General features: G+C 58.0%; 22 protein-coding genes and 1 pseudogene. 12 read left to right on the top strand and 11 right to left on the bottom strand.

Annotated features, from left to right (window positions below):
- Positions 1 to 11 precede the first annotated feature (11 nt).
- The 7 genes from rsmG to hemE form a co-directional block, all read right to left on the bottom strand.
- Entirely contained in the window at positions 12 to 668 is a 657-nt protein-coding gene (gene rsmG / locus ACXAIC_RS14760; protein WP_475180648.1) for a 16S rRNA (guanine(527)-N(7))-methyltransferase RsmG, read from the bottom strand.
- Positions 668 to 2,554, bottom strand: coding sequence for a tRNA uridine-5-carboxymethylaminomethyl(34) synthesis enzyme MnmG (gene mnmG, locus ACXAIC_RS14755; RefSeq protein ID WP_475180645.1), 1,887 nt, complete (start codon positions 2,552 to 2,554; stop codon positions 668 to 670). Before mnmG ends, rsmG begins: the two co-directional genes overlap by 1 nt.
- Positions 2,555 to 2,848: 294 nt before the next feature.
- Positions 2,849 to 4,198, bottom strand: coding sequence for a tRNA uridine-5-carboxymethylaminomethyl(34) synthesis GTPase MnmE (gene mnmE / locus ACXAIC_RS14750; protein WP_475180641.1), 1,350 nt, complete (start codon positions 4,196 to 4,198; stop codon positions 2,849 to 2,851).
- A gap of 665 nt (positions 4,199 to 4,863) precedes the next feature.
- Positions 4,864 to 5,436, bottom strand: a complete 573-nt coding sequence (locus ACXAIC_RS14745; protein WP_475180637.1) for a GNAT family N-acetyltransferase — start codon at positions 5,434 to 5,436, stop codon at positions 4,864 to 4,866.
- Positions 5,437 to 5,601: 165 nt separating this feature from the next.
- A complete protein-coding gene (gene rho / locus ACXAIC_RS14740) occupies positions 5,602 to 6,867 on the bottom strand; it encodes a transcription termination factor Rho (RefSeq protein ID WP_475180633.1) in 1,266 nt (421 codons plus the stop codon).
- 292 nt (positions 6,868 to 7,159) lie between these two features.
- Positions 7,160 to 7,588, bottom strand: coding sequence for a protoporphyrinogen oxidase HemJ (gene hemJ / locus ACXAIC_RS14735; RefSeq protein WP_475180628.1), 429 nt, complete (start codon positions 7,586 to 7,588; stop codon positions 7,160 to 7,162).
- A gap of 3 nt (positions 7,589 to 7,591) precedes the next feature.
- Positions 7,592 to 8,596 (bottom strand): uroporphyrinogen decarboxylase, encoded by a 1,005-nt coding sequence (gene hemE, locus ACXAIC_RS14730; RefSeq protein ID WP_475181088.1) that lies wholly within the window; start codon positions 8,594 to 8,596, stop codon positions 7,592 to 7,594.
- 450 nt (positions 8,597 to 9,046) lie between these two features.
- Here hemE and ACXAIC_RS14725 point away from each other — a divergent pair, with 450 nt between their 5' ends.
- The 7 genes from ACXAIC_RS14725 to ACXAIC_RS14695 all read left to right on the top strand — a co-directional run bounded on the left by ACXAIC_RS14725 (position 9,047) and on the right by ACXAIC_RS14695 (position 14,236).
- The gene (locus tag ACXAIC_RS14725) at positions 9,047 to 9,898 is read left to right on the top strand and encodes a pyruvate, water dikinase regulatory protein (protein ID WP_475180624.1); all 852 of its coding nucleotides are present in this window, start codon (positions 9,047 to 9,049) and stop codon (positions 9,896 to 9,898) included.
- 34 nt (positions 9,899 to 9,932) lie between these two features.
- A complete protein-coding gene (locus ACXAIC_RS14720) occupies positions 9,933 to 10,532 on the top strand; it encodes a Maf-like protein (RefSeq protein ID WP_475181085.1) in 600 nt (199 codons plus the stop codon).
- Positions 10,529 to 11,377 (top strand): shikimate dehydrogenase, encoded by an 849-nt coding sequence (locus ACXAIC_RS14715; RefSeq protein ID WP_475180618.1) that lies wholly within the window; start codon positions 10,529 to 10,531, stop codon positions 11,375 to 11,377. The genes ACXAIC_RS14720 and ACXAIC_RS14715 overlap by 4 nt, the downstream gene beginning before the upstream one ends.
- Positions 11,374 to 11,961 carry a dephospho-CoA kinase gene (coaE, locus tag ACXAIC_RS14710; RefSeq protein ID WP_475180613.1) on the top strand — a complete coding sequence of 196 codons (588 nt, stop codon included), beginning with the start codon at positions 11,374 to 11,376 and terminating at the stop codon, positions 11,959 to 11,961. The genes ACXAIC_RS14715 and coaE overlap by 4 nt, the downstream gene beginning before the upstream one ends.
- A 93-nt stretch (positions 11,962 to 12,054) precedes the next feature.
- Positions 12,055 to 12,768 carry a DNA polymerase III subunit epsilon gene (gene dnaQ, locus ACXAIC_RS14705; protein ID WP_475180608.1) on the top strand — a complete coding sequence of 238 codons (714 nt, stop codon included), beginning with the start codon at positions 12,055 to 12,057 and terminating at the stop codon, positions 12,766 to 12,768.
- 65 nt (positions 12,769 to 12,833) lie between these two features.
- On the top strand, positions 12,834 to 13,427 hold the full coding sequence (locus ACXAIC_RS14700) for a class I SAM-dependent DNA methyltransferase (protein WP_475180602.1): 594 nt from the start codon (positions 12,834 to 12,836) through the stop codon (positions 13,425 to 13,427).
- Between the two features lie 128 nt (positions 13,428 to 13,555).
- Positions 13,556 to 14,236 (top strand): DUF2161 domain-containing phosphodiesterase, encoded by a 681-nt coding sequence (locus tag ACXAIC_RS14695; protein WP_475180598.1) that lies wholly within the window; start codon positions 13,556 to 13,558, stop codon positions 14,234 to 14,236.
- A gap of 7 nt (positions 14,237 to 14,243) precedes the next feature.
- Here ACXAIC_RS14695 and ACXAIC_RS14690 read toward each other — a convergent pair whose 3' ends face one another.
- Together ACXAIC_RS14690 and ACXAIC_RS14685 are read right to left on the bottom strand one after the other, a co-directional pair.
- Complete coding sequence (locus tag ACXAIC_RS14690; RefSeq protein WP_475180596.1) at positions 14,244 to 15,128, bottom strand: aminoglycoside phosphotransferase family protein; 885 nt, start codon at positions 15,126 to 15,128, stop codon at positions 14,244 to 14,246.
- A 41-nt stretch (positions 15,129 to 15,169) separates the two neighbouring features.
- On the bottom strand, positions 15,170 to 16,156 hold the full coding sequence (locus ACXAIC_RS14685; RefSeq protein WP_475180592.1) for a 2-hydroxyacid dehydrogenase: 987 nt from the start codon (positions 16,154 to 16,156) through the stop codon (positions 15,170 to 15,172).
- Between the two features lie 289 nt (positions 16,157 to 16,445).
- Between ACXAIC_RS14685 and ACXAIC_RS14680 the strand changes: the two genes are divergently transcribed.
- Positions 16,446 to 16,943 carry an SH3 domain-containing protein gene (locus ACXAIC_RS14680; RefSeq protein WP_475181081.1) on the top strand — a complete coding sequence of 166 codons (498 nt, stop codon included), beginning with the start codon at positions 16,446 to 16,448 and terminating at the stop codon, positions 16,941 to 16,943.
- A 509-nt stretch (positions 16,944 to 17,452) separates the two neighbouring features.
- Positions 17,453 to 18,649, top strand: a complete 1,197-nt coding sequence (locus ACXAIC_RS14675; protein ID WP_475180588.1) for an MFS transporter — start codon at positions 17,453 to 17,455, stop codon at positions 18,647 to 18,649.
- Positions 18,650 to 18,754: 105 nt separating this feature from the next.
- Here ACXAIC_RS14675 and ACXAIC_RS14670 read toward each other — a convergent pair whose 3' ends face one another.
- On the bottom strand, positions 18,755 to 19,276 hold the full coding sequence (locus ACXAIC_RS14670) for a DUF2244 domain-containing protein (RefSeq protein ID WP_475180585.1): 522 nt from the start codon (positions 19,274 to 19,276) through the stop codon (positions 18,755 to 18,757).
- Positions 19,277 to 19,298: 22 nt separating this feature from the next.
- On the opposite strand from ACXAIC_RS14670, the gene nth reads away from it, so the two are divergent.
- The 3 genes from nth to ACXAIC_RS14655 all read left to right on the top strand — a co-directional run bounded on the left by nth (position 19,299) and on the right by ACXAIC_RS14655 (position 21,152).
- Positions 19,299 to 20,114, top strand: a complete 816-nt coding sequence (gene nth, locus ACXAIC_RS14665) for an endonuclease III (protein ID WP_475180580.1) — start codon at positions 19,299 to 19,301, stop codon at positions 20,112 to 20,114.
- A complete protein-coding gene (locus ACXAIC_RS14660) occupies positions 20,111 to 20,656 on the top strand; it encodes a GNAT family N-acetyltransferase (RefSeq protein ID WP_475180576.1) in 546 nt (181 codons plus the stop codon). Before nth ends, ACXAIC_RS14660 begins: the two co-directional genes overlap by 4 nt.
- A 148-nt stretch (positions 20,657 to 20,804) precedes the next feature.
- A complete protein-coding gene (locus ACXAIC_RS14655; RefSeq protein ID WP_475181078.1) occupies positions 20,805 to 21,152 on the top strand; it encodes an FAD-dependent monooxygenase in 348 nt (115 codons plus the stop codon).
- A 351-nt stretch (positions 21,153 to 21,503) separates the two neighbouring features.
- On the opposite strand, the pseudogene ACXAIC_RS14650 reads toward ACXAIC_RS14655, so the two are convergent.
- Positions 21,504 to 21,690: pseudogene (locus tag ACXAIC_RS14650) on the bottom strand (IS3 family transposase); the annotation flags it as partial.

Below are 21,690 nucleotides of genomic sequence, written 5' to 3'. Positions count from 1 at the left end.
ACCTTCCTAGGCTATTCCGGCCGGGCGGAGATATTTGAGAAAAGAAGCATCCGGCTCATAGGATCAACAACACTTTTCTTTTCTACCAGATCAAAGGACCAAGCGTCAGAGGCTTCGTCAACTTCTCTTTGAAAATCCTGCCCTTTGTGGAAAACAGCCTTCGCTCCGGTTGCTGTGAACGGCTCGGACAGCTCGAACAACAGCTTCAACGAGGCCAGAGCCCGGGCGGACACAGCTTCCACCGGCCCCCCCGTCCACTCTTTCGTAACCGATTCGATCCGGCCCGGATGCACAGTACCCGTCGATCCGGTTTCCCGCAGGACCGTGCGCAGGAATGCGGCCTTGCGCTGATTGCTCTCAATGAGGTGAACATGGGCCCCATCCTGATCCGCCAGGAGGATCGCCGTCACGATCCCCGGGAAACCACCACCGCTGCCGATATCCACCCAGGTCCGTGCCTCTGGATAACTCCACTGGGTCTGAAGACTGTCGGCCACGTGCCGTGTCCAGATATCCGCGATAGTGGACGGAGCAATCAGGTTCTGCGCCGGTTGCCACTTCAAAACCAGATCCACATAGATCTGGAGCCGCTCAGACGTTTCACGTGAAACATCCCCAAACTTATGCACAACCTGTCCAGTGGCATTCAACAAGATGGGACGGCCCATTATGCGGCCCCTTTCTGGCTCTGCCGCTTCAAATGGGACAAGATCAAGGTCAAGGCTGCAGGGGTCATGCCATCCATACGGGATGCTTGTCCAAGGGTCGCTGGTCGCCCATCCATGAGTTTTTGCTTCACCTCATTTGACAAGCCAGTGATTGCTTCGTAGTCGAAACCATCCGGGATCTGCAAGGCCTCATCCCGCTTCAAGGCTTCAATATCCGCAAGCTGCCGATCGAGATACACCGCGTAAAGCGCATCGGTCGCCACCTGCTCGGCAACCATCTGGTCCACCTCTTCAAGCTCCGGCCAGATCCGGGTCAGGATTTCATAGGTCACATTGGGATAGGACAGAAGGTCAAAGGCGGTCCGGCGGATGCCGTCCTGGTTGACAGGCAGACCTTTCTTCTGGGCCTCCGACGGGGTCACCGTCAAGCTCTTCAACAGATCCCGCGCGTCGGCAATCCGGCGCATCTTGTCTTGAAAAGCGGCCTGGCGCAGCGCCGAAACGAGGCCACGCCCAATGCCCAGGGGCGTCAGCCGCTGGTCCGCATTATCTGCCCTCAAGGACAGGCGATACTCTGCGCGGGAGGTGAACATCCGGTAGGGCTCGGTAATCCCCCGGGTGATCAGGTCATCGATCATCACGCCGATATAACCTTCAGACCGGTCGATCACGAAGGGCTCTTTCCCGGCCACTTTGAAGGCCGCATTGGCCCCTGCCACAAGACCCTGCGCCCCGGCCTCTTCATAGCCTGTGGTCCCATTGATCTGGCCCGCCAGATAAAGTCCGCCGCACCGCTTGGCTTCCAGTGTTGGGCGCAGCTCCCGCGGGTCTACATGATCATACTCAATCGCATAACCCGGTTGAATGACTGTCACGTCTTCCAGGCCCGGAATAGTCTTCAGAAAAGCCAGCTGAGCATCCTCCGGCAAGGAGGTGGAAATACCATTCGGATAGACCGTGTAGTCATCAAGACCTTCCGGTTCCAGGAAGATCTGGTGCCCATCCCGGTCACCAAAGCGAACGATCTTGTCTTCAATAGAGGGGCAATAGCGCGGTCCCCGCCCCTTGATCTCGCCAGAATACATCGCCGACCGGGAGAGATTTTCCCGGATAATACGATGGGTCTCCGGGGTGGTCCGTGTGATATGGCAGGGGATTTGGGGCGTCTTGATCCGCTCTGTCAGTGTGGAAAACGGGATCGGCTCCGCGTCCCCCGGCTGTTCTTCCAGCCGATCCCAATGGATCGTCCGCCCATCGAGACGCGCAGGTGTCCCGGTCTTCAGCCGGCCCAGATCAAATCCGATCTCCTCCAAAGACTCCGACAGGCCCAGAGCAGGTGCTTCGCCAGAACGTCCCGCCGGGATCTTCCTGTCGCCTATATGGATCAGCCCACGCAGGAAGGTGCCACTGGTGAGCACGATCGCTGCACAAGAGACCACCCGGCCGTCGGCCAGCACCAGGCCTGTCACGACCCGCTGGCCAGCCTCTTCCCCAAACAGGATCTGATGGGCTTCCCCTTCCACCACCTGCAGACCCTTAACAGCGGCGATCTCTTTCTGCATCGCTTCGCGGTACAGCTTCCGATCTGCCTGAGCTCTGGGCCCACGAACGGCCGGTCCCTTACGCCGGTTGAGCATCCGGAACTGGATGCCGCCCTGATCTGCGACCCTGCCCATCAGACCATCCAGCGCATCAATCTCACGGACGAGATGCCCCTTTCCCAAACCGCCAATTGCCGGATTGCAGGACATCACTCCAATCGTCTCGAACCTGTGGGTCACCAAAGCCGTGCGGGCACCGGCCCGGGCAGACGCGGCAGCGGCTTCACAGCCCGCATGGCCACCTCCAATTACCACGACATCGACAGTCAATTCCTGGTCGCTCATAGTTTCACCGTTCACACGGACGCTGTGACTTCCTGCGCCCGGCTTCATCCAGATCAATTTTCGGGATCGGTTTCCGGCACCCGCCGGATCATCATAAGCCGAAAACCCGGCTCTTTCATGAGAGATCTTATAAGGCGAGAACCTGTCCTGGTCAAAGCAGAATCCCCCAGAGCAGACAGACCGGCAACCCGATCTACTGCAAGACCTCCCTATCAAGACCGCAAAATGATTCACGTGAAACATATTCCGGCCCAGAACCGATCCAGGCGGACCATCAATGATTCACGTGAAACATCATTTACCGATGCAAAAATCCCGGAAGATCACATCGAGTAGATCTTCCACATCGATCCGCCCCGTGATCCGGCCAAGCGCGTCCGCCGCCCGCCGCAGGTCCTCCGCCCGCAATTCGGCTGGCAGATGCACCGCGTCAACGGCAGTCCTGAGGCCAGTTAAGCATTCTCCGAGAAAGAACCGGTGCCGTTCACGGGTCGCAAGTGGGGCTTCGCAGAGAGAAATTGTTTCCTCCGCAAAACGGGTAAGGCTGTCAAACAGGCTGGTCATACCCTCGGGCAAGACATTCGATGTCGGGATTTCAACAATCGTTCCGGAAGAGTCTTGTTCCGGAAGAGTCTCAAGATCGCTCTTAGTACGGACCACCCACAGCGGCACAGATCCCTTAAGACTGTCCGGCAGGCCACTGCCCGGAGCATCATGAGGAATGCCCTCCGGCTCTTGCGCCCACAAGATCAGATCTGCCTGTTCCCCGCGCGCCTGGGCCCTGCGGATCCCCTCTTTCTCAACGACACCATCCGTCTTACGCAATCCGGCTGTATCGACCAGCGTCACCGGATAGCCACCCAGGTCCAGGTGAACCTCAATCACGTCGCGCGTCGTCCCGGCCTCTTCGGTGACAATTGCCACATCCCGCCCGGCAATGGCATTTAAGAGACTGGACTTGCCCGCATTCGGCGCACCCATCAGAACAACCTGCAAACCGGAGCGCAGCCTCTCCCCGCTGCGCGAGCGGTCCAGGTGATCCGCTATCTCCCCGTGGAGGGTCGCAGCTTCACGCCAAACCTCGTCGGCAACAGATCCGGGCACATCTTCTTCATCGGCAAAATCGAAATCCGCTTCGATCATGGCCCGCATATGTATGAGCCTTTTCCGCCAGCCTTCATAGAGCGCCCCCAGAGCGCCGCCCATCTGGCGCAGGGCCTGCTTGCGCTGGCTTTCGGTCTCCGCTGCAATGAGATCCGCAAGGCCCTCAACCTCGGTCAGATCCATCCGGCCATGGTCAAAGGCCCTGCGGGTGAATTCCCCCGCCTCCGCAGGACGGCAGGTCTGAAACGCTGCCAGAACAGAGAGCATACGCGTGACAACAGCCCGGCCACCATGGCACTGGAATTCAGCGACGTCTTCACCGGTAAAGCTGTTTGGTCCTTTGAAGAACAGCACCAGAGCCTCATCCAGAACATCGCCGGTCCCGGGATCTCGCAACTTGCTAAGCATTGTTTTGCGGGGATCAGGCAAGCGGCCACACAGAGAGGTCACGATCTCTGCGGCCTTGTTGCCGGACACCCGCAGAACAGCAACACCCGAGGGAACAGCACCGCTGGACAAGGCATAAATCGTATCGCGCATGGGGCCTCTTTTACTGTCTTCGGGCTTTGGCTTTTGAAACAAGCCATGTCGCATTATAGAGTTCGCCGCCCTGCCTGACCTCACGGATCTCAATGCAGGAGAGAAAACTTGGCTCCGGATGACCACATCCCGGCTGGATCTGATCACCGGGACCAGGGGCAGCTTCCTAGCAGCAAGTCTTCCAGACCGGAAGCCTTCCTGCCGTCGATATCTTCGCAATTTCCCGCCTGGCGCAAAACCGCGTGGCATCTCATTTGCCTTTCCTTGCCTGACACCAAAGAGGCCAATGCCAAAGACAAAGCAGTTTGAATCCGGATGAACGCGGCGCGCCTGGTCGGTAAGCCGGATCGTTGCGCAAACGACTCGATTGTGCCGCTCCGGGCAAACCCTGTTTCACGTGAATCAACTTTGGAAAAGATGTGCATAGATGATCCTCTGCCAAGGGATCTTTTGGCACACACCCTTGAAGCCCTTTAACACGGCACCGATTCAAAAAAATGCGGAGCCACATGAAACCGCCAATGCCAGCGATCACCTTGAATGCAGCACACATGTGGATCTTGACCATGTCACCGCCCTCACCGGGCCTCACCCGAAACGATGGGATGGGCTTCTGTTTCACGTGAATCTGAAAGACTGCGCCTGTCCGGGAGATCGGGACTGCATCAGGTGCCAGCGCCCTGCCACTCCGTCTTGCGCAACCGGTAAAGAACATGCGGCGCAACCGGATGATCGGCTGGAAGGGAGGGATGCAGAAAGTCTCCCTCCGGATCGCGGCGCATGCCGATGCGTTCCATCACCTTCTGAGAGGGAAGATTGTCCGGAATGGTAAAGGCCACAATCTCCTCAAGATCAATGGTTTCAAAACCGAATCGAAGCCAGGCCGTTGCCGCCTCACTTGCATAGCCCTTGCCCCAAGCAGATTGTTTGAGCCGCCAGCCGATCTCCACGCACGGATCAAAAGGAAGTGGTGCCGCATAGCTTGGCCGGCTGAGACCGACAAATCCGAGAAACTCTCCGGTCGCCGTCACCTCGACAGGCGCCATTGAAAAGCCATCCGTGACCTGTTTTTCAATGCATCTGGAAATCAACAGCTCGGATTTTTCCCGGGTCAGCGGTTCAGGAAAATACCGCATGACCTGCGGGTCGGCACACAGGGCGGCAAAAGGATCCGTATCCGCCGCCTCCCACGCCCTGAGAGTGAGCCGTTCCGTTTCAAGAAAAACTGTCCGTGTCATATCATTCGGCTCCGAACCTCTCCCATACGTGTCCTGCACCCGATCAACTCTGTAACGCGAGCTACTGCGGGCAGGAACATCAGGAAGCATAATGGGATTCAAAAAAGAAAAGACGCGAACCGGAAGGTTCGCGCCTTTGTCTCTAAACCAGCATTCTGTGCCAGATCAAGTGTTCATGCTGTCGAAGAACTCGTCGTTGGACTTGGTCTGCTTCAGCTTGTCGAGCAGGAATTCCACCGCATCGACCGTTCCCATCGGATTGAGAATACGGCGCAGGACAAACGTCTTCTTGAGCCGTTCATGCGGCACAAGCAGTTCTTCCTTACGGGTTCCGGAGCGCTGAATGTCGATGGCCGGATAAACACGCTTGTCGGAAATTTTGCGGTCGAGAATGATCTCCGAGTTGCCCGTTCCCTTGAACTCTTCGAAGATGACTTCGTCCATGCGGCTGCCCGTGTCGATCAGCGCCGTTGCGATGATCGTCAGGGATCCGCCCTCCTCAATGTTCCGGGCTGCACCGAAGAAGCGCTTTGGACGCTGCAGCGCGTTGGCATCCACACCCCCGGTCAGAACCTTGCCCGAGGATGGCACCACCGTGTTGTAGGCCCGGCCGAGGCGGGTGATGGAATCCAGGAGGATGACAACGTCACGTCCATGTTCAGTCAGACGCTTGGCCTTTTCGATCACCATCTCAGCGACCTGAACGTGACGCGAAGCCGGCTCGTCGAATGTGGACGAAACGACTTCGCCGTTCACTGTACGCTGCATGTCAGTCACTTCTTCCGGTCGCTCATCAATCAGAAGAACGATCAAATAGCATTCCGGATGGTTCTTCGTGATTGACTTGGCAATGTTCTGCAGAAAGACCGTTTTACCCGTGCGCGGCGGTGCGGTGATCAGTGCCCGCTGGCCTTTGCCGAGCGGGGCCACAAGATCGATCACCCGTGAGGACAGATCCTTGATGGTCGGATCTTCGATTTCCATCCGGAACCGTTCATCGGGATAAAGCGGCGTCAGATTGTCAAAATGGACCTTGTGCCTGGCCTTTTCCGGATCTTCAAAATTGATCGTGTTGACCTTCAGAAGCGCGAAATACCGTTCGCCTTCCTTCGGGCTGCGGATCTGGCCTTCAACCGTGTCTCCAGTGCGCAGCGAAAAGCGCCGGATCTGGGACGGGGAGACATAAATGTCATCCGGGCCGGGAAGGTAGTTCGCATCCGGGGATCTGAGGAAGCCGAAGCCATCCTGCAGAACCTCGACAACACCCTCGCCAATAATCTCAACATCCTGAGCAGCCAGGTTCTTGAGAATGGCGAACATCAGCTCCTGCTTACGCATGGTGCTGGCATTTTCGACTTCGAGCTCCTCAGCAACCTGAAGCAGCTCTGTCGGCGTTTTTTCTTTTAGATCTTTGAGTTTCATTTCCCGCATCGAGTTGGGGTTTGGATTGTTATTGAGATTTGGTTTGGAAGGTCGATCTGAACCGGATAAGCAGAGAGACGGTCAGAAGATATCTGAGAAACTTTTAGACGTGTTCAGATGGATCGGCGGAACGTATCGAGTTGAAACAAACCCACGCCGAATGGAAGTGGCGGGAACATACGTTGTTTCGATCGGAATCGCAAGAGCGCAAATCTGACGGTTTCAAGCTTTCGAATGCTGGAAAACCTTCTGCCGGAAGAGCCATCCGCCGGACGGCTCCTCCGTTCAAAAACATCTTCGATCAGAATGGTTTGCCGATCACGAGGATCACAATGACGATCATGAGAAGGGTCGGAACCTCATTGAGGATCCGGTAAAAACGGGCCGTCTTTGTGTTTTCGTCCCGGGCAAAGGCCTTTACACATTTGCTCAAATATCCGTGAACGCCGGACATGATGAAAACAAGCGTGAATTTGGCGTGGAACCAGCCGTCCTGCCAGGCAGCAAGGTCATAGGCCAGCCACAGGCCGAAGATCCAGGAAGCAATCATTGCCGGATTCATGATCGCCTTCAGCAGGCGGCGTTCCATGACCTTGAAGGTTTCCGACTGCTGGGACCCGGGTTCCGCATCTACATGGTAAACGAAGAGCCGCGGCAGATAGAGCATCCCGGCCATCCACGCGATAATCGAAATCACATGGAGGGACTTGATCCAAAGATATAGGTCCACGCCTCAGCCCCTCCGCACCTGATCGACCATGCGTGCCACATTGTCCGGATCTGCATCCGGAGTCACCCCGTGGCCAAGATTGAAAATCAGCGGGCCCTTGTCGAAGGTGTTCAGGATATGGGCGACACCCTCTTCCAGCGCCTTGCCCCCGGCGACCAGCCGCATGGGATCAAGATTCCCCTGGACCGGAACCTTTTTCTGGATCTCCAGGGCCAAGTGATCCGGCGCCGTCCAGTCAAAACCGACCGCATCCACACCGGTTCCTTCGATATAGGCGGCAATCCGTGCTGATGAGGCTTTGGGAAAACCAATGATCTTTGCCGCTGGCCGCGCCGCCTTGACCCCGTCAACAATCCGCCGGGTTGGGCCGATCGACCAGCGCCGGAAGCCGGCATCGTCCAGAACCCCTGCCCAGGTGTCAAAAATCTGGACCGCATCTGCGCCCGCATCCAGCTGGCGGACCAGATAACGGATCGACGCGGTCACAAGCTGATCAATGAACTGCTGCATTAGATCCGGATCCCGGTAGGCGCCCACACGGGCGGCCACCTGATCCTGAGTAGTGTGTCCGGCCACAGAATAGCAGGCAACGGTCCAGGGAGCGCCGCAGAAGCCCAGCAGCGTTGTTTCTGAAGGCAGTTCAGAGCGAAGGCGTGAAACCGTCTCTATGACCGGTTTGAGATGATCCTCCGCACGATCCTGTTCCAGACGGTCAAGAAGATCGGCAGATAGTGGTTCCAGAACTGGACCCCGTCCTTCTTCAAACCGGACCGGATATCCGATTGCGTCAGGAACGACAAAGATATCGGAAAAGAGAATGCTTGCATCAAAACCATACCGGCGGATCGGCTGGAGAGTGACCTCTGTTGCCAGGTCCGGAGTATAGCAGAATTCCAGGAAGTTAGAGGCCTGGGACCGGACTTTCCGGTATTCCGGCAGGTAGCGTCCTGCCTGACGCATCATCCAAATGGGAGGTGGCCAGATTTTTTCTCCAGAGAGTACCCGCATCACGGTTCTGTCCTGAGACTTCATTAGGTCGCGCCTTTCCCACATTCCAGATCAAATAAGATTCTTAATTTTATCTGTTTTTTCTATTTGTGAGTGGATTACCGGGATCATTTTTCATCCACAATGCGTTGGCTCAATTTTCTTGCCGGGATAAACCAGCGCTGATTTCATTCAGAATCCCTCCCCAGGAGTCGATAAGAAGAAAAACCTATTTAAAATCATAAATTTATAAGTTTGTTTACCAAGTGTTAACACTTTAGGCGCAGGTGGAAACTTTGTCGATATGTCACAGGCCCTCTGTGAATCCACACCAATGCACAACCGTTTCGGAAACAGTTTCCGCGTCTTGAAGCCCTGTTAACAAAATCGGGCGACCGGGCATAAACTGCGTGCCATATGTCCGGTTGGTGCGCTTACACCCAATCCGTCAACAGCCCTGGGGATGATATCGTGAACAAGTCGAGACACTATTTTCATTTGCATCTTGTGTCCGACTCCACCGGCGAGACCTTGATGACCGTGGCCCGCGCGGCAACGGTTCAGTATGAAAATGTGCAGGAAATCGAGCATGTCTATCCGCTGGTGCGCTCGTCGAAACAGCTGGACCGGGTCATTTCGGAAATCGAGAATGCCCCGGGCATCGTGCTCTACACATTGGTCGATGACGAGATTTCCAGCCGGCTGGAATACAAATGCCGGGAACTCGGCGTTCCATTCGTCAACATTCTCGATCCCGTTTTTGCCGTCTTCCAGTCTTATCTCAATGTCACGCAGACCCACCGGGTCGGGGGGCAGCATGAACTGGATGCGGAATATTTCCAGCGGATGGAAGCGCTCAACTACACAATGCTGCATGATGACGGTCAGGTCTGGGAGGACCTGGAATCCGCCGATATCGTGCTGATCGGAATTTCGCGTACCTCCAAGACGCCAACCTGCATTTATCTGGCCAACCGGGGTATCAAGGCTGCAAATGTTCCGCTGGTTCCGGGCATTCCCCTGCCGGACCACGTGAAAACCCTGAAGGAGCCGATGATCGTCGGTCTGATTGCCTCCGCGGAGCGCATCCAGCAGATCCGGCGCAACCGGGTCTTGTCGCTGAATTCTGACGGGTACAACGACACCTATATCGACCGAAAGGAAATTTCCCAGGAAATCAACATGACCCGGCGTCTTTGTTCGGAAAACAGCTGGCCTCTGATTGACGTGACACGCCGGTCGGTGGAAGAAACAGCGGCGGAAATTCTGACCCTGTTCAAGGATTACAAATCAAACAAAAAACATCCGGTCCCGGGCGTTTAGCGCGCTTGGTGAGACGGCCGGGACGGCAGAGAGGATAGGAATGGCACTCGTATTGGCGAGCGGAAGCAGAATCCGGGCGGAACTGATGACAAATGCGGGTCTGACGGTCACGGTCGATCGGTCAGATGTTGACGAACGGGCCGTGGAAGCCCCGCTTCTGGAGGCGGGATTTCCGCCGGAAGATCTGGCCAGCGTTCTGGCGGAAGCAAAAGCCAATGATGTCAGCGCCCGGCGCGGCGGAGATCTGGTCGTCGGAGCCGACCAGATCCTGGCCTTTGAAGGCAAACGCCGCACAAAGCCTGAAGATATGGAGACGGCCCGGCGCCAGCTTCTGGCGTTTTCCGGCAAATCCCATGAGCTGCATTCGGCTGTCGTTATCTCCAGGAATGGCGAAGCCATCTGGCGGCATGTGTCCACGGCCCGCCTGACCATGCGCTCGCTGACGCCGGAATTTATCGGTCACTATCTGGCCCATGCAGGCGACAAGGTTCTGTCCAGTGTCGGAGCCTATCAGCTGGAAAGTTTAGGAGTTCAGCTGTTTGAGAAGATTGAAGGCGACTATTTCACCATTTTGGGCCTGCCGCTTCTGCCCCTTCTGGGCGAATTGCGGAACTTGAAGGTAATTGAGGAATGAGCGGTCCTTTGAAGAAAGCGGCCATCACCGGCCACCCGGTCAGCCATTCCCGCTCTCCCCTCATCCATGGCTATTGGCTGAAAGCGCACGGCCTTTCCGGCGATTATGGCCGGGTTGATGTCCCGGCAGACGAAGCGGTGGATTTTTACCGTTCCTTTGCCGCCTCCGGCCTCATCGGCGCCAATGTCACCGTGCCGAACAAGGAAACTGCAGCCAAAGCCTGTCACTGGCTGGACGCCGCGGCCAGGGCCATGGGGGCTGCCAACACGCTCTGGCTGGACGAAGACGGAAAGCTCTGCGGGGCCAATACGGATGGTCTGGGCTTTTTGGGAAATCTCGATCAGCGGGCTCCCGGTTGGGACAGGACGGGCGGCAAAGCCGTTGTGCTGGGCGCGGGCGGCGCGGCGCGGGCGATCGTATGGGCGCTTTTGTCCCGGAATTTCACACAAGTGCATATCGTCAACCGGACGGAAGAAAAAGCCAGGCAACTCGCTGAAGAATTTGGCACCAAAACGATTGCCCATGGCTGGGATAAGCTGGGGACAGTACTTGAAGAAGCCGATCTTCTGGTCAACACCACGTCCCTTGGCATGACCGGCAAACCGCCGCTTGAAATCGATCTTGCGTCTTTGCCGGAAACAGCTCTCGTCAATGATATTGTCTATGCACCGCTGGAGACGGATCTCTTGAAACAGGCCGCCGGCCGGGGAAATCCCAAGGTGGACGGGATCGGCATGCTCTTGCATCAGGCTGTGCCCGGCTTTGAACGCTGGTTCGGCATCCGGCCGGAGGTAACCGAAGAGTTGCGCGCGCTCGTGTTGAAAGACCTGGGGGGGACCGCGTGATCCGCATCGGGCTGACCGGGTCCATCGGCATGGGCAAATCGACCACCGCGAAGATGTTCGCAGCCCGCGGCGTGCCGGTTCATGATGCCGATGCCTGTGTTCATGCGCTTTATGAAGGCCGGGCGGCGCCGCTTGTCGCCGAGGCCTTCCCCGGAACCGTTGCCGATGGCAAGGTCGATCGGGCTCTCTTGTCCAAAAAGGTGCTGGGCGACCCGGCAGCTCTCAAGCGGCTGGAAGAGATCGTTCACCCCCTGGTACAGGAAGAAGAACAGACCTTTCTGGAACTGGCCAGACTTGATGGCCAGCCCGTGGTCCTGATGGACATTCCGCTTTTGTTTGAAACAGGGGCGGAGGACCGGGTGGATGTGATTGTCGTTGTGACCGCCAAAGCTGAAATCCAGCGGGAGCGGGTGCTGGCCCGGCCCGGCATGAGCGAAGAGCGTTTTCAGGCGATCCTGGCCAAACAGGTACCGGATGCCAAAAAACGCGAGCGGGCCGATTTTCTGATCGATACCGGCCTGGGGCTGGCAGCGGTGGAGGATCGGGTGGACGAAATTTTGGAAGCGCTCGCCCAAAAGGCTTGACCCTTCTTAGAACTCCTTGGGAAAACCCTTGCTCAGGCTTGCCAGAGCGTCATGTGGCTGCACAGTGGGAGCAAATTGGAAAGGTGGAGCAAAATGCGCGAGATCTCCTTCGATACGGAAACAACAGGTCTGAGCCCCCGGGGCGGGGACCGGCTGGTGGAAATCGGCGGGGTTGAGCTCTGGAACCATATTCCGACGGGAAATTCCTACCACGTCTATATCAACCCTCAGCGGGACATGCCTGAAGAAGCTTTCCGCGTGCATGGGCTGTCTGAAGAGTTCCTGTCTGACAAGCCGTTATTTGCGCAGGTTGCGGATGAATTTCTGGAGTTTGTCGGTGATGCCACGCTGGTCATCCACAACGCGGCCTTTGACATGGGCTTCATCAATATGGAGCTGGAGCGCGCCGGGCGGCGGACCATTGGCAACGATCAGGTTCTGGACACGCTGGAAATCGCTCGCCGCAAACACCCGACCGGGCCGAATTCTCTCGACGCCCTGTGTTCGCGTTACGGCATCGACAATTCCAAACGCGTAAAGCACGGGGCCTTGCTCGACGCGGAAATTCTGGCTGAAGTCTATCTGGAAATGATCGGCGGCCGTCAGACCGCCCTCGGCCTCATGCCGGAAGAGGAGGAAACCACCTCCGGCGGGGCGTCTGTGGTCTCAGGCGAATTGGGCACCTTCAATGCCGCCCCGCGCCCCACCCCGCTTGCCTCCCGTTTGTCACAGGACGAATATGCGGCGCACAAAGCCTTCATTGAAGGGATGGGAGAGAATGCTCTTTGGGGGAAATACGGCGGATGAACTTCTAAAGATCCTTTGCTACCATCGCCTTCGGACGCAGATGAACGATCCGGAACGCGATCAACGTGACCGATAAAAAGACCATTCGCGTCTATGACGCCAAGGCCGGGGATTATGTCAGGAATTTTTCGGGCAAAGGCCCCAGCGGACATCTGAAAAAATTCATGTCGTACTTGCCGGAAGGGGCTCATGTCCTGGACTGGGGCTGCGGACCGGGAGATGCTTCTTTCCACATGAAAGCGGCCGGGTTTGTGCCCGATCCGGTAGATGCATCTACAGAAATGGTTGCCCTTGCGCGGGACCGGTTTGCTCTGCCCGCCCGGCTGGGCACATTTCAAGATCCCCTTCCTGATGAGGCCTATCAGGGCGCCTGGGTGAATTTCAGTCTGCTCCATGCCCCCCGCGACGCCATGCCGGGTCATTTGCAGTGCCTTTTCGGCGCACTTGCGCCGGGCGGCCTGTTTCACATTGGCATGAAGCGGGGGACCGGCGCGCATCGCGACAAGTTTGGCCGCTACTACACCTATTTCCAGACCGAAGAACTGATCCGGCTTTTGGAAACAGCCGGGTTTGTGATGATCGAGTATTATGAGGGCGAAGGAGCCGGACTGGCCGGAAATATTGAACCTTTTGTGTTGATCCTGTCCCGAAAACCGTGACCGGCAATTGGATGAAATGGCCGGTCCAGTTGTGGCGCAGCATCCTCGAAGACAAAAGAGCACGCTCGTCCGGCCAGAACAGAGGTTTCCCGATTGCCGCTTTGGGCCGGCCCGCGTAGCTTTCCCAAATGACTCGACTTCTGGAAACCGATCTTTATCAGCCCGTCAAAGACTTCCTCACCGGCCAGGGCTATGAGGTGAAGGCGGAAATCGGGGCCGCCGATCTTGTGGCCTGCCGGGGCGATGAGGACCCGGTGATTGTGGAGCTGAAAACCGGATTCACCCTCACCCTGTTTCATCAGGCGATTGATCGGCAGGCGGTGACCGATGCGGTTTATGTGGCGGTGGCGCGAGGCAGTGGACGGCGGTTTCTGGCTGCGCTGAAAAGCAATCTCAAGCTGGCCCGCCGGCTTGGGCTCGGCCTGATCACCGTGCGGCTTTCCGACAATTTGGTTGAGGTGCACTGCGATCCGGCGCCCTTCACCCCGCGCAAATCAAAGCCCCGCAAGGACCGCCTGCTGAGGGAATTTGCCCGCCGGGAGGGTGACCCGAACACCGGCGGCTCCACACGGGTCGCGCTTGTGACCGCCTACCGGCAGGATGCCATGCGCTGTCTGGCGCATCTGGGCGCCAAGGGTCCCAGCCGGGGCGCGGCAGTGGCCAAGGCAACCGGTGTGAAGCGCGCCACCAGAATGATGGCCGATGACCATTATGGCTGGTTTGAACGGGTGGAGCGGGGGATTTACGGCCTGTCGCCCAAGGGCCAGAGGGAGCACGAAGAGCAAACCGCAGCGGACACAGCCAAGTAGAAGACGATCAGTCCGCCAGCCAGCTGACAGTTTCCAGGTGCCGGCTGGAATACGTGGTTGAGCCATCAAAGGCCCAAGCCATGGTTTGGCCAATGGTCCAGAGCCGGGCCCGCTCCCGGTCCAGATCCAGCTCTTCCGACAGACGGTCCAGCCGGTAAAGGGCGGCCTGTTTCGAATGGCCGAATTCAAAACTGCGGACAATCGGGCTCAGCGCAAAAGCCGGATCGCCCACCAGGGGTTTTGGATCAATCGCCAGCCAGGGAGCCCGCTCCGCCGACAGGATGTTGTGGCCATGAAGGTCCTGATGCAAAAGCACCTGTTCAGAAGGTTCAGCCTGAAGATCCTTCAAGGCCCCAAGAGCAAGATCCACCAGATATGTGCCGCAAGGTTGTCCCGCCCTCAGCCAGTCCTTCTGAAGATTTGCCCGCCAAAGGGCGGCTTCTTCTTTCAGGGATAGGAAGGGCGCTGCGGCCGGAACCAGCAACTGCCACAACAGGTCTGATAAGATGGCGATCGCATCCGCTGCTTGGTCATCTGCCAGAAACCGCCCCGGTCTGCAGGGTTCCAGCAGCAGGGCGCCGAGATCCGGGGCATGGTCCAGCAGACAGATTACGCCTTGCCCGTTCCAGTGGCGCAGCGCGTCCGCTTCATGGCGGGTCGAGCGGTCAACGAATTGCAGTTTCAAAACAACGTCCCCGCCGTCCCGGCGGGCGGGCACCACATAAGACACGCAGCCGCCGGAATAGGGCGCCCCGATGCTGTCTAGTTGAAACCGGTCCCGGGCCTGATTGAGCAGATGTGGCAAGGCTTTTAGCCAGGACGCCCCATCCGCTTTTCCTTCCAGCCAGGTGAGACTGTCCGGTGGGGAAACGGGCGGGGTCAGGTCTGGCACTCGGGCTCCAGTGCAGTGTGCGTATTAAGGGAACATCCGCCTCAAAGCATGGACGGCAGGACCCGGTCGGGCGGCCGGTGACCATCCATGAAGGTCTTGATATTGATGATGACTTTCTCGCCCATTTCAATCCGCCCTTCCAGGGTGGCTGATCCCATATGCGGCAGCAGCACCACATTCTCAAGCTTGACCAGCTTGGGATTGACCGCAGGCTCGTGTTCAAAAACATCGAGACCGGCGCCAGCCAGATCTCCTGCTTCCAGCATCCGGATCAAGGCGTTTTCATCAATAACTTCCCCGCGGGCGGTGTTGACCACATAGGCCCCCTGTTTCAGGAGTTTCAACCGGCGGGCGGACAGAAGATGGAAGGTTGCCGGAGTATGCGGGCAATGTACGGAGACCACATCCATACGCGCCAGCATCTGGTCAAGGCTGTCCCAATAGGTGGCCTCCAGATCTTCCTCGATTTCTTCGGCGACCCGGCGGCGGTTATGATAATGGATCGACATGCCGAAGGCTTTTGCCCGCCGGGCAACGGCCTGCCCGATCCGGCCCATGCCGATGATGCCAAGGCGCTTGCCCCAGATCCGGTGGCCCAGCATCCAGGTGGGCGACCAGCCGGCCCAGTCGCCAGCTTCGATCGCCTGAATGCCGCTGGCCAGCCGGCGCGGCACGGACAGCATCAGTGCCATGGTCATGTCGGCCGTGTCTTCGGTGAGCACGCCCGGCGTGTTGGTGACATTGATGCCCCGGTTGTTCGCCGTGACCACATCGATATTGTCGACGCCATTTCCGAAATTGGCGATCAGTTTCAGGTTTTCCCCAGCCTGGGAAAGAACCGCTGAATCGATCCGGTCCGTCACCGTGGGCACCAGCACATCGGCGCTGCGCACCGCTTCAACCAGTTCGGCCTGGCTGAAAGGCCTGTCATGTTCATTCAGACGCGTTTCAAAAAGCTCGCGCATGCGGGTCTCGACCACATCCGGAAGTTTCCGGGTGACGACAACGACAGGCTTCTTTTTCCCCATACCTACTGCCTTTCGCGCTTCGTTGAGGTTCTGTTAACCCAAACGGTTCCAACTTGATGCTGCGCGTTGCGCGAGCGCCCGAGACCTCTCCCTTTTCCTTACCAGATGGTTCGGCAGAAACAAGTGATGGGTGTCATTCGCAGCTTAATCCCCACGAGCCGGGGCTTGCATGGTGGTTTTCACGCATTTTTTTCGGTACAGGTTTGACGTACCTCAACGCCTCGAAACAATTGGACAACCGGACACGATGACCCGTTCGATTCCAGCCGCCCGTTTTCTTTTGTGCATGATGGCCCTTCTCTGTGCCTTCAGCTGGCCGGAGGGAGCGGCGTTTGCGCAGGGAACCACGACCGGGGCGTCCGGGTTGCCGATCCCCCGGTTTGTCAGCCTGAAATCCGACCGGGTCAATGTGCGCGTCGGGCCGTCCCGGGAACATGCGGTTGCCTGGACCTTCGTGAAATCCGGCCTGCCGGTGGAAATCATCCAGGAGTTCGAGAACTGGCGCCGTATCCGCGATTGGGAGGGCAAAGTCGGCTGGGTGTTCCACTCCCTCCTGTCCGGACGCCGCACTGCGCTGGTCACCCCTTGGGAAAAAGACAGCCGTACCCCGCTGCGGGCCCGCTCAAGGTCCGATGCCGATATTGTTGCCGAACTGGAGCCCTTTGTGCTGACCACCGTCTCCGAATGCGCCGGCGGCTGGTGCCGCGTCAGCGGCAAGGAGTATGACGGCTGGCTCGACCAAACCCGTCTTTTTGGTGTCTATCCGGACGAAGTCATCGGCGAATAAGGACTTCACATCCGGTTTTGCGGGAAGTCGGCAGAGAGGCTTTGCGAGCATCCCTCGCTGTGCGCTCCCGGCCCTGAGCCGGGAGCACTGCCGGTGAAGCCGAACGCTGGATTTTACCTCATCAAAGGCCAATAGGGTCCCGGCTCGAGGCCGGGACGGCATCGGAGTTCTGGCTGATTCAAACCTTTCAACGGGCCCTGCCGCTTTTGCCATCCCGGGCGCAGCGCAGCGGAGATCCGGGACCCAGTACCCCGCAGAAACGGTGGGCTGGGTCTCCTAGGTGTGTGCCCGAAGCTCTGCCTTTTATCGAAAGAGTGCAGCAGACAGGGGCACAAGAGAAGAAAAACCTCTGAATGTTCGCTTCCGGCGGTTTTTCTTGGGCGGAAAGGGAAGGCCTGCGCCAAAACCGGTTTCGGGAAAAACGCGGGGTTTCTTTTTGCGTGACCTTTTCGGCGCGCCGGTCTATAGAGTTGCCTCTTCAGTCCGCTATCAAACCCGTCAGGCCGTCCATGATCTCTTTGCCACACCTGCCGCGTCAGGTGGTGCTCATCTTGCTGTTGCAGTTCACGAACAGTCTCGGCGTCTCGTCTCTGGTGCCGCTGATGAGCTTCTTCATCGTGGAGGGCCTTGGTTCTGCCCCGTGGCAGGTGGGGCTTTACTCCGGTCTGGTGATGCCGCTCACCCTCGCCGCCAACCGGATTTCGGGGGAACGCCTGGATGGTGGGTTTCCGGTCAAACGTCTGCTGCTGATTTCCATCTGTGCCTTTTTGGGGCTGACCGCGCTGCTGACGCAGATCTCCAGCCTTCTGATGCTGGTGCTGACCATTCCGCCGCTAATGGCCTTGTCCAATACCGGCACAGGAACCATCTTCACTTTTTGCCGCCTTTATGCGGAGCGCAATGCGCTGGACAGTGTAAAAATCAATTCCTGGCTGCGCATGACCGTGTCACTGGCCTGGATGATCGGGCCCGCTCTGGCTTATTTGCTGGTGGACCTGTTTGGCTTTACAGCCGCGTTTTTGACTGCCTTTGGCATCGGTCTTGTTTATCTGACCCTTGGGTGGACACTGGTGCCGGACGGTTTCCGATCCAACCGGCCCAGGGGCGGTGGAACAGACAAGGATCCGGTCAATTGGGGCTTGCTGGTTGCGGGGGCCATCTGTCTCGGCTTTGTCGTCACCAATTCCCTCTTTCTCAGCGCGATGCCGCTCTTTTTTGTCAAAGAGGCAGGCTTGCCCGGATACGCACCGGGGCTGGCGCTGTCGGTGAAATGTCTTCTGGAAGTGTTTGTGATTTTCGCCTCGGTCAAGCTGGCGGAGCGGATCGGTCTGCGGCAGGTGCTGCTGGTGGCGGCAGGTCTCGCGGTTCTGAGCATGCTGTTATATTCGGAAGTCACGCAGATTTGGCAGGTAATTTTCATTTCGGCGCTGGAAGGCACCTATTATGGTCTTTTTGCCGGGGTCTCGATCAGTTTCGTGCAGAGCTTTGCTCCCAGCAGGCCTGGCCGGGGCACGGCCGTCTATATGAACAGCCTGTTTCTGGGAGGCATGATCGGCAGTATCTCCATGGGCCTGATTGCAAGCGCGTTGGATTTCAAAGCGGTGCTCTATGTGGCAGCGGCAAGCTCTGTGGTGGCCCTTTTGGTTCTGATCGCAACGCTCAAGGTTCAGCCGCCTGTGGAAGAAGAGCCTGCTGCAGATACCTAGTGCGGCCTCCGGTGACCCATTTCCGGCCAACGGACATCGTCGCGTCGCTTACCCGGTCAATTTCCTCAGCAAGAGGCTTCCAGGACTGGCCCTCAAAATAAGGCCTTAAACCCCACCGGCCCGCGCTACGGAGAGTGCATTGACCATGGCACCGGCAAAACTGGTCCGGTCGTCCGGATTGAGGAAGGCACCAAGATCCACAGTTTCTCCACGGCTTGTCACCTGGATTTTCACAACCCCTTCATCCTCAACCCGCTCTATCGAAAGGCGGACCCAGACCGGATTGAACCTGTATTCCTGAAACCGTTTGCCGGGCCCGACCTTGCGCACGGTCAGCGCATTGCGGGAGACAATAATCTCCTCAAAGATCCGGGCCGAGCGGTAATTCAGCCGGAAGGCGGCCCATAGAAGAGCAACGTCCAGGCCGAAAAAGCCGAAAACCGGCCAGGCGCCAAGGCGCCAGAACAAAATGCCCGCCACAAAACTGACCGCGCCAAAACAGATCATCAGGATCAAGAACCCATCCGGCCCCAGGGACCGGTAGGGGGTCAGCACAGCTGAAAAGAAGGGCGTGTCTGCCCCGTCATGCTGTGCGCTTTCCTCAGGTTTCGGAGTGTTCTTGCTCATGCGGATTGATTATAGAGGGATCATGACCCAAGCAAAGAGCCCAGCCACCGCCAAGGCCGCGACCCGCACGGCGAAATCGAAAAAGCCCGCCAGAAAAGCCCCGTCCGTTGACAATCCCGGCAAGGTGCTGAAACGGTCCCGCTACACCAAGGCGGAGACCTATGCGATTTTTCAGCGCTTCCATGCGGACAATCCGGAACCGGAAGGCGAGCTGGACTATGTGAATGCCTATACGCTCCTTGTTGCGGTGGTTCTGTCCGCCCAGGCGACCGATGTTGGCGTCAACCGGGCGACGAAGCATCTCTTCCAGATCGCGGACACGCCGGAAAAGATGGTGGCGCTTGGCGAAGACAAGGTGCGTGAGGAAATCCGCACCATCGGTCTTTTCAAAACCAAGGCCAAAAACGTCATTCTCCTGTCCGAGCAGCTCCTCAGGGATCATGGCGGCGAGGTGCCGGAGGACCGGGAAGCGCTGGAGAAGCTGCCCGGTGTCGGGCGCAAGACCGCCAATGTGGTGCTGAACATCTTCTTTGGCCACCCGACAATTGCGGTGGACACCCATCTGTTCCGGCTAGGCAACCGCCTTGGCATCGCCCCTGGCAAGACACCTCTCGACGTGGAAAAGGCCATGGAAAAGGCGGTGCCGCAGGAATTCTCCCTTCATGCCCACCACTGGCTGATCCTGCATGGCCGCTATATCTGCAAGGCCCGCAAGCCGGAGTGCAGGCGCTGTGTCATTTATGATCTGTGCAAGAGCCCGGAAAGGGAACCGTTCGATACCCTGCCCGAAGTCGCCGTCAAGACGCGGGCCTTGGCGCAGCGGGGGGAAACGGCTTGAGATTTGACAGCCGCTTTTTGCCAGATAGCGCCCGCCTGCGGTTCCGTCTGCCGCTGATCACGGATACGGCGTTCTATCTATCGCTCACGCAGTCTGCGGACTACATCCGCTTCATTTCCGATGCCGGGCTTAAAACGAAAGAGGACGCGCAAGCCTATATCCGCGATAAGGTTCTGAAGCGCTTTGAGGATTTCGGGGCCGGGCTCTGGATCATCGAGCTGAAGGAAACCAGCGTGCCTGTCGGCATTTGCGGTCTGGTTGTGCGTGAGGAGCTGCCCTGCCCGGATCTGGGATATGCGCTTCTGGAGACGTTTCGCGGTCAGGGTCTGGCCAGCGAAGCGGGCCGCGCGGTACAGCAGTTTGCGCAACAGCACCTGAAACTCGACCGTTTGTGTGCCATCACTGCCCCGGAAAACACCAGATCGGCCCATACGCTGAAAAAGCTCGGGTTCCAGCATGAAGGTCAGCGGGATCTGAAAGAAATCGGCGCTGTTGCTGATTTTTTCCTCTGGCACGCGGCCCGGGACCCGGCCTCTGCATAAACCGGACGGGGGCTGTCTTGCACCCCGCAAGAGGATGCGGACCCATGGCGCAGGAAGCCGGCGTGAAAAGAGGGCCTGCCGCAACTTTCGCTGACGGACAGCTTTCTCCCGTTCTGGGAGCGCCTTTCAGGCTTCATAACCTTTTTCAATTCCAAAGAACACCGCCAGCAGATCGTTCGAGAGCGTTCTTGTCGAAGGGCCTTGGTACAAGAACCGGACGGTGTTGATCGGTGATGCTGTTCACGCAACCACACCGCACCTTGCAGCCGGTGCCGGTCTGGCTGTAGAGGATGCCATCGTTTTGGTCCAGGAGCTAAAACGCAACGAAACGCTTGCAACCGCATTCGAAGCATTCCAGAAGCGACGCCAGGAGCGTGCCAAACTGGTCGTCAGCAACTCGCTCAAATTGGGTGAGCTTGAAATGCAAGGAGCGCCGCTGGAAGAGCAAGGCGGATTGATGCAGGCTTCGACCCAAGCCATCGCCAGTCCGTATTGACCTCTTCAAAGAAGCCTGAGGATGCTGACGCCGCCCCTAGGGAACCTAGTTGCCGCTGCCCAGAATACGGGCTCGGCACTTCGTTACGCCTCGGTCCAGTCATCGCCTGACCGGAACCGGAGCCTGATGACGTTTTTTCAGATAGGGTCTGCTCGATGAAACAGCCGCGTTTTTCTGTTTCAATCACCTTCAGAAAGCCCTCTTTGCTGGCAGGTCTGTCCAGATCGCTGTCAATTTCCAGCGCATGAGGCGCGATTTCATTGACACGTCCGACCGGGCCAGGTCCAGGGGACCAGCCGCGAAGATTGTCGTGTTCAGCGCGTCTTGAGATTTGGCTGTTGAAAGAGCGCTCCTGTAATTGGAGTTCCTTCGTTCATTGGCCAGTTCGCGCAGGCGGCCACGCAGCGCCGTGTCTGGTGCACGCTGCGCCTCGTAGCGGACCATTTCACGATCCGCCCCGGCAATCCGGCACGCCCGCCGTTCCGAGAGCCCGAGCAGGGACCCCAGGTGCGCGACCGCCTCGCGCTTCACGGCAGGC

The sequence above is a fragment of the Roseibium sp. AWQ4_254 genome, assembly GCF_056161025.1.
The sequence above is the reverse complement of the archived record's forward strand: the minus strand, read 5'-3'. Positions and strand labels throughout refer to the sequence as shown.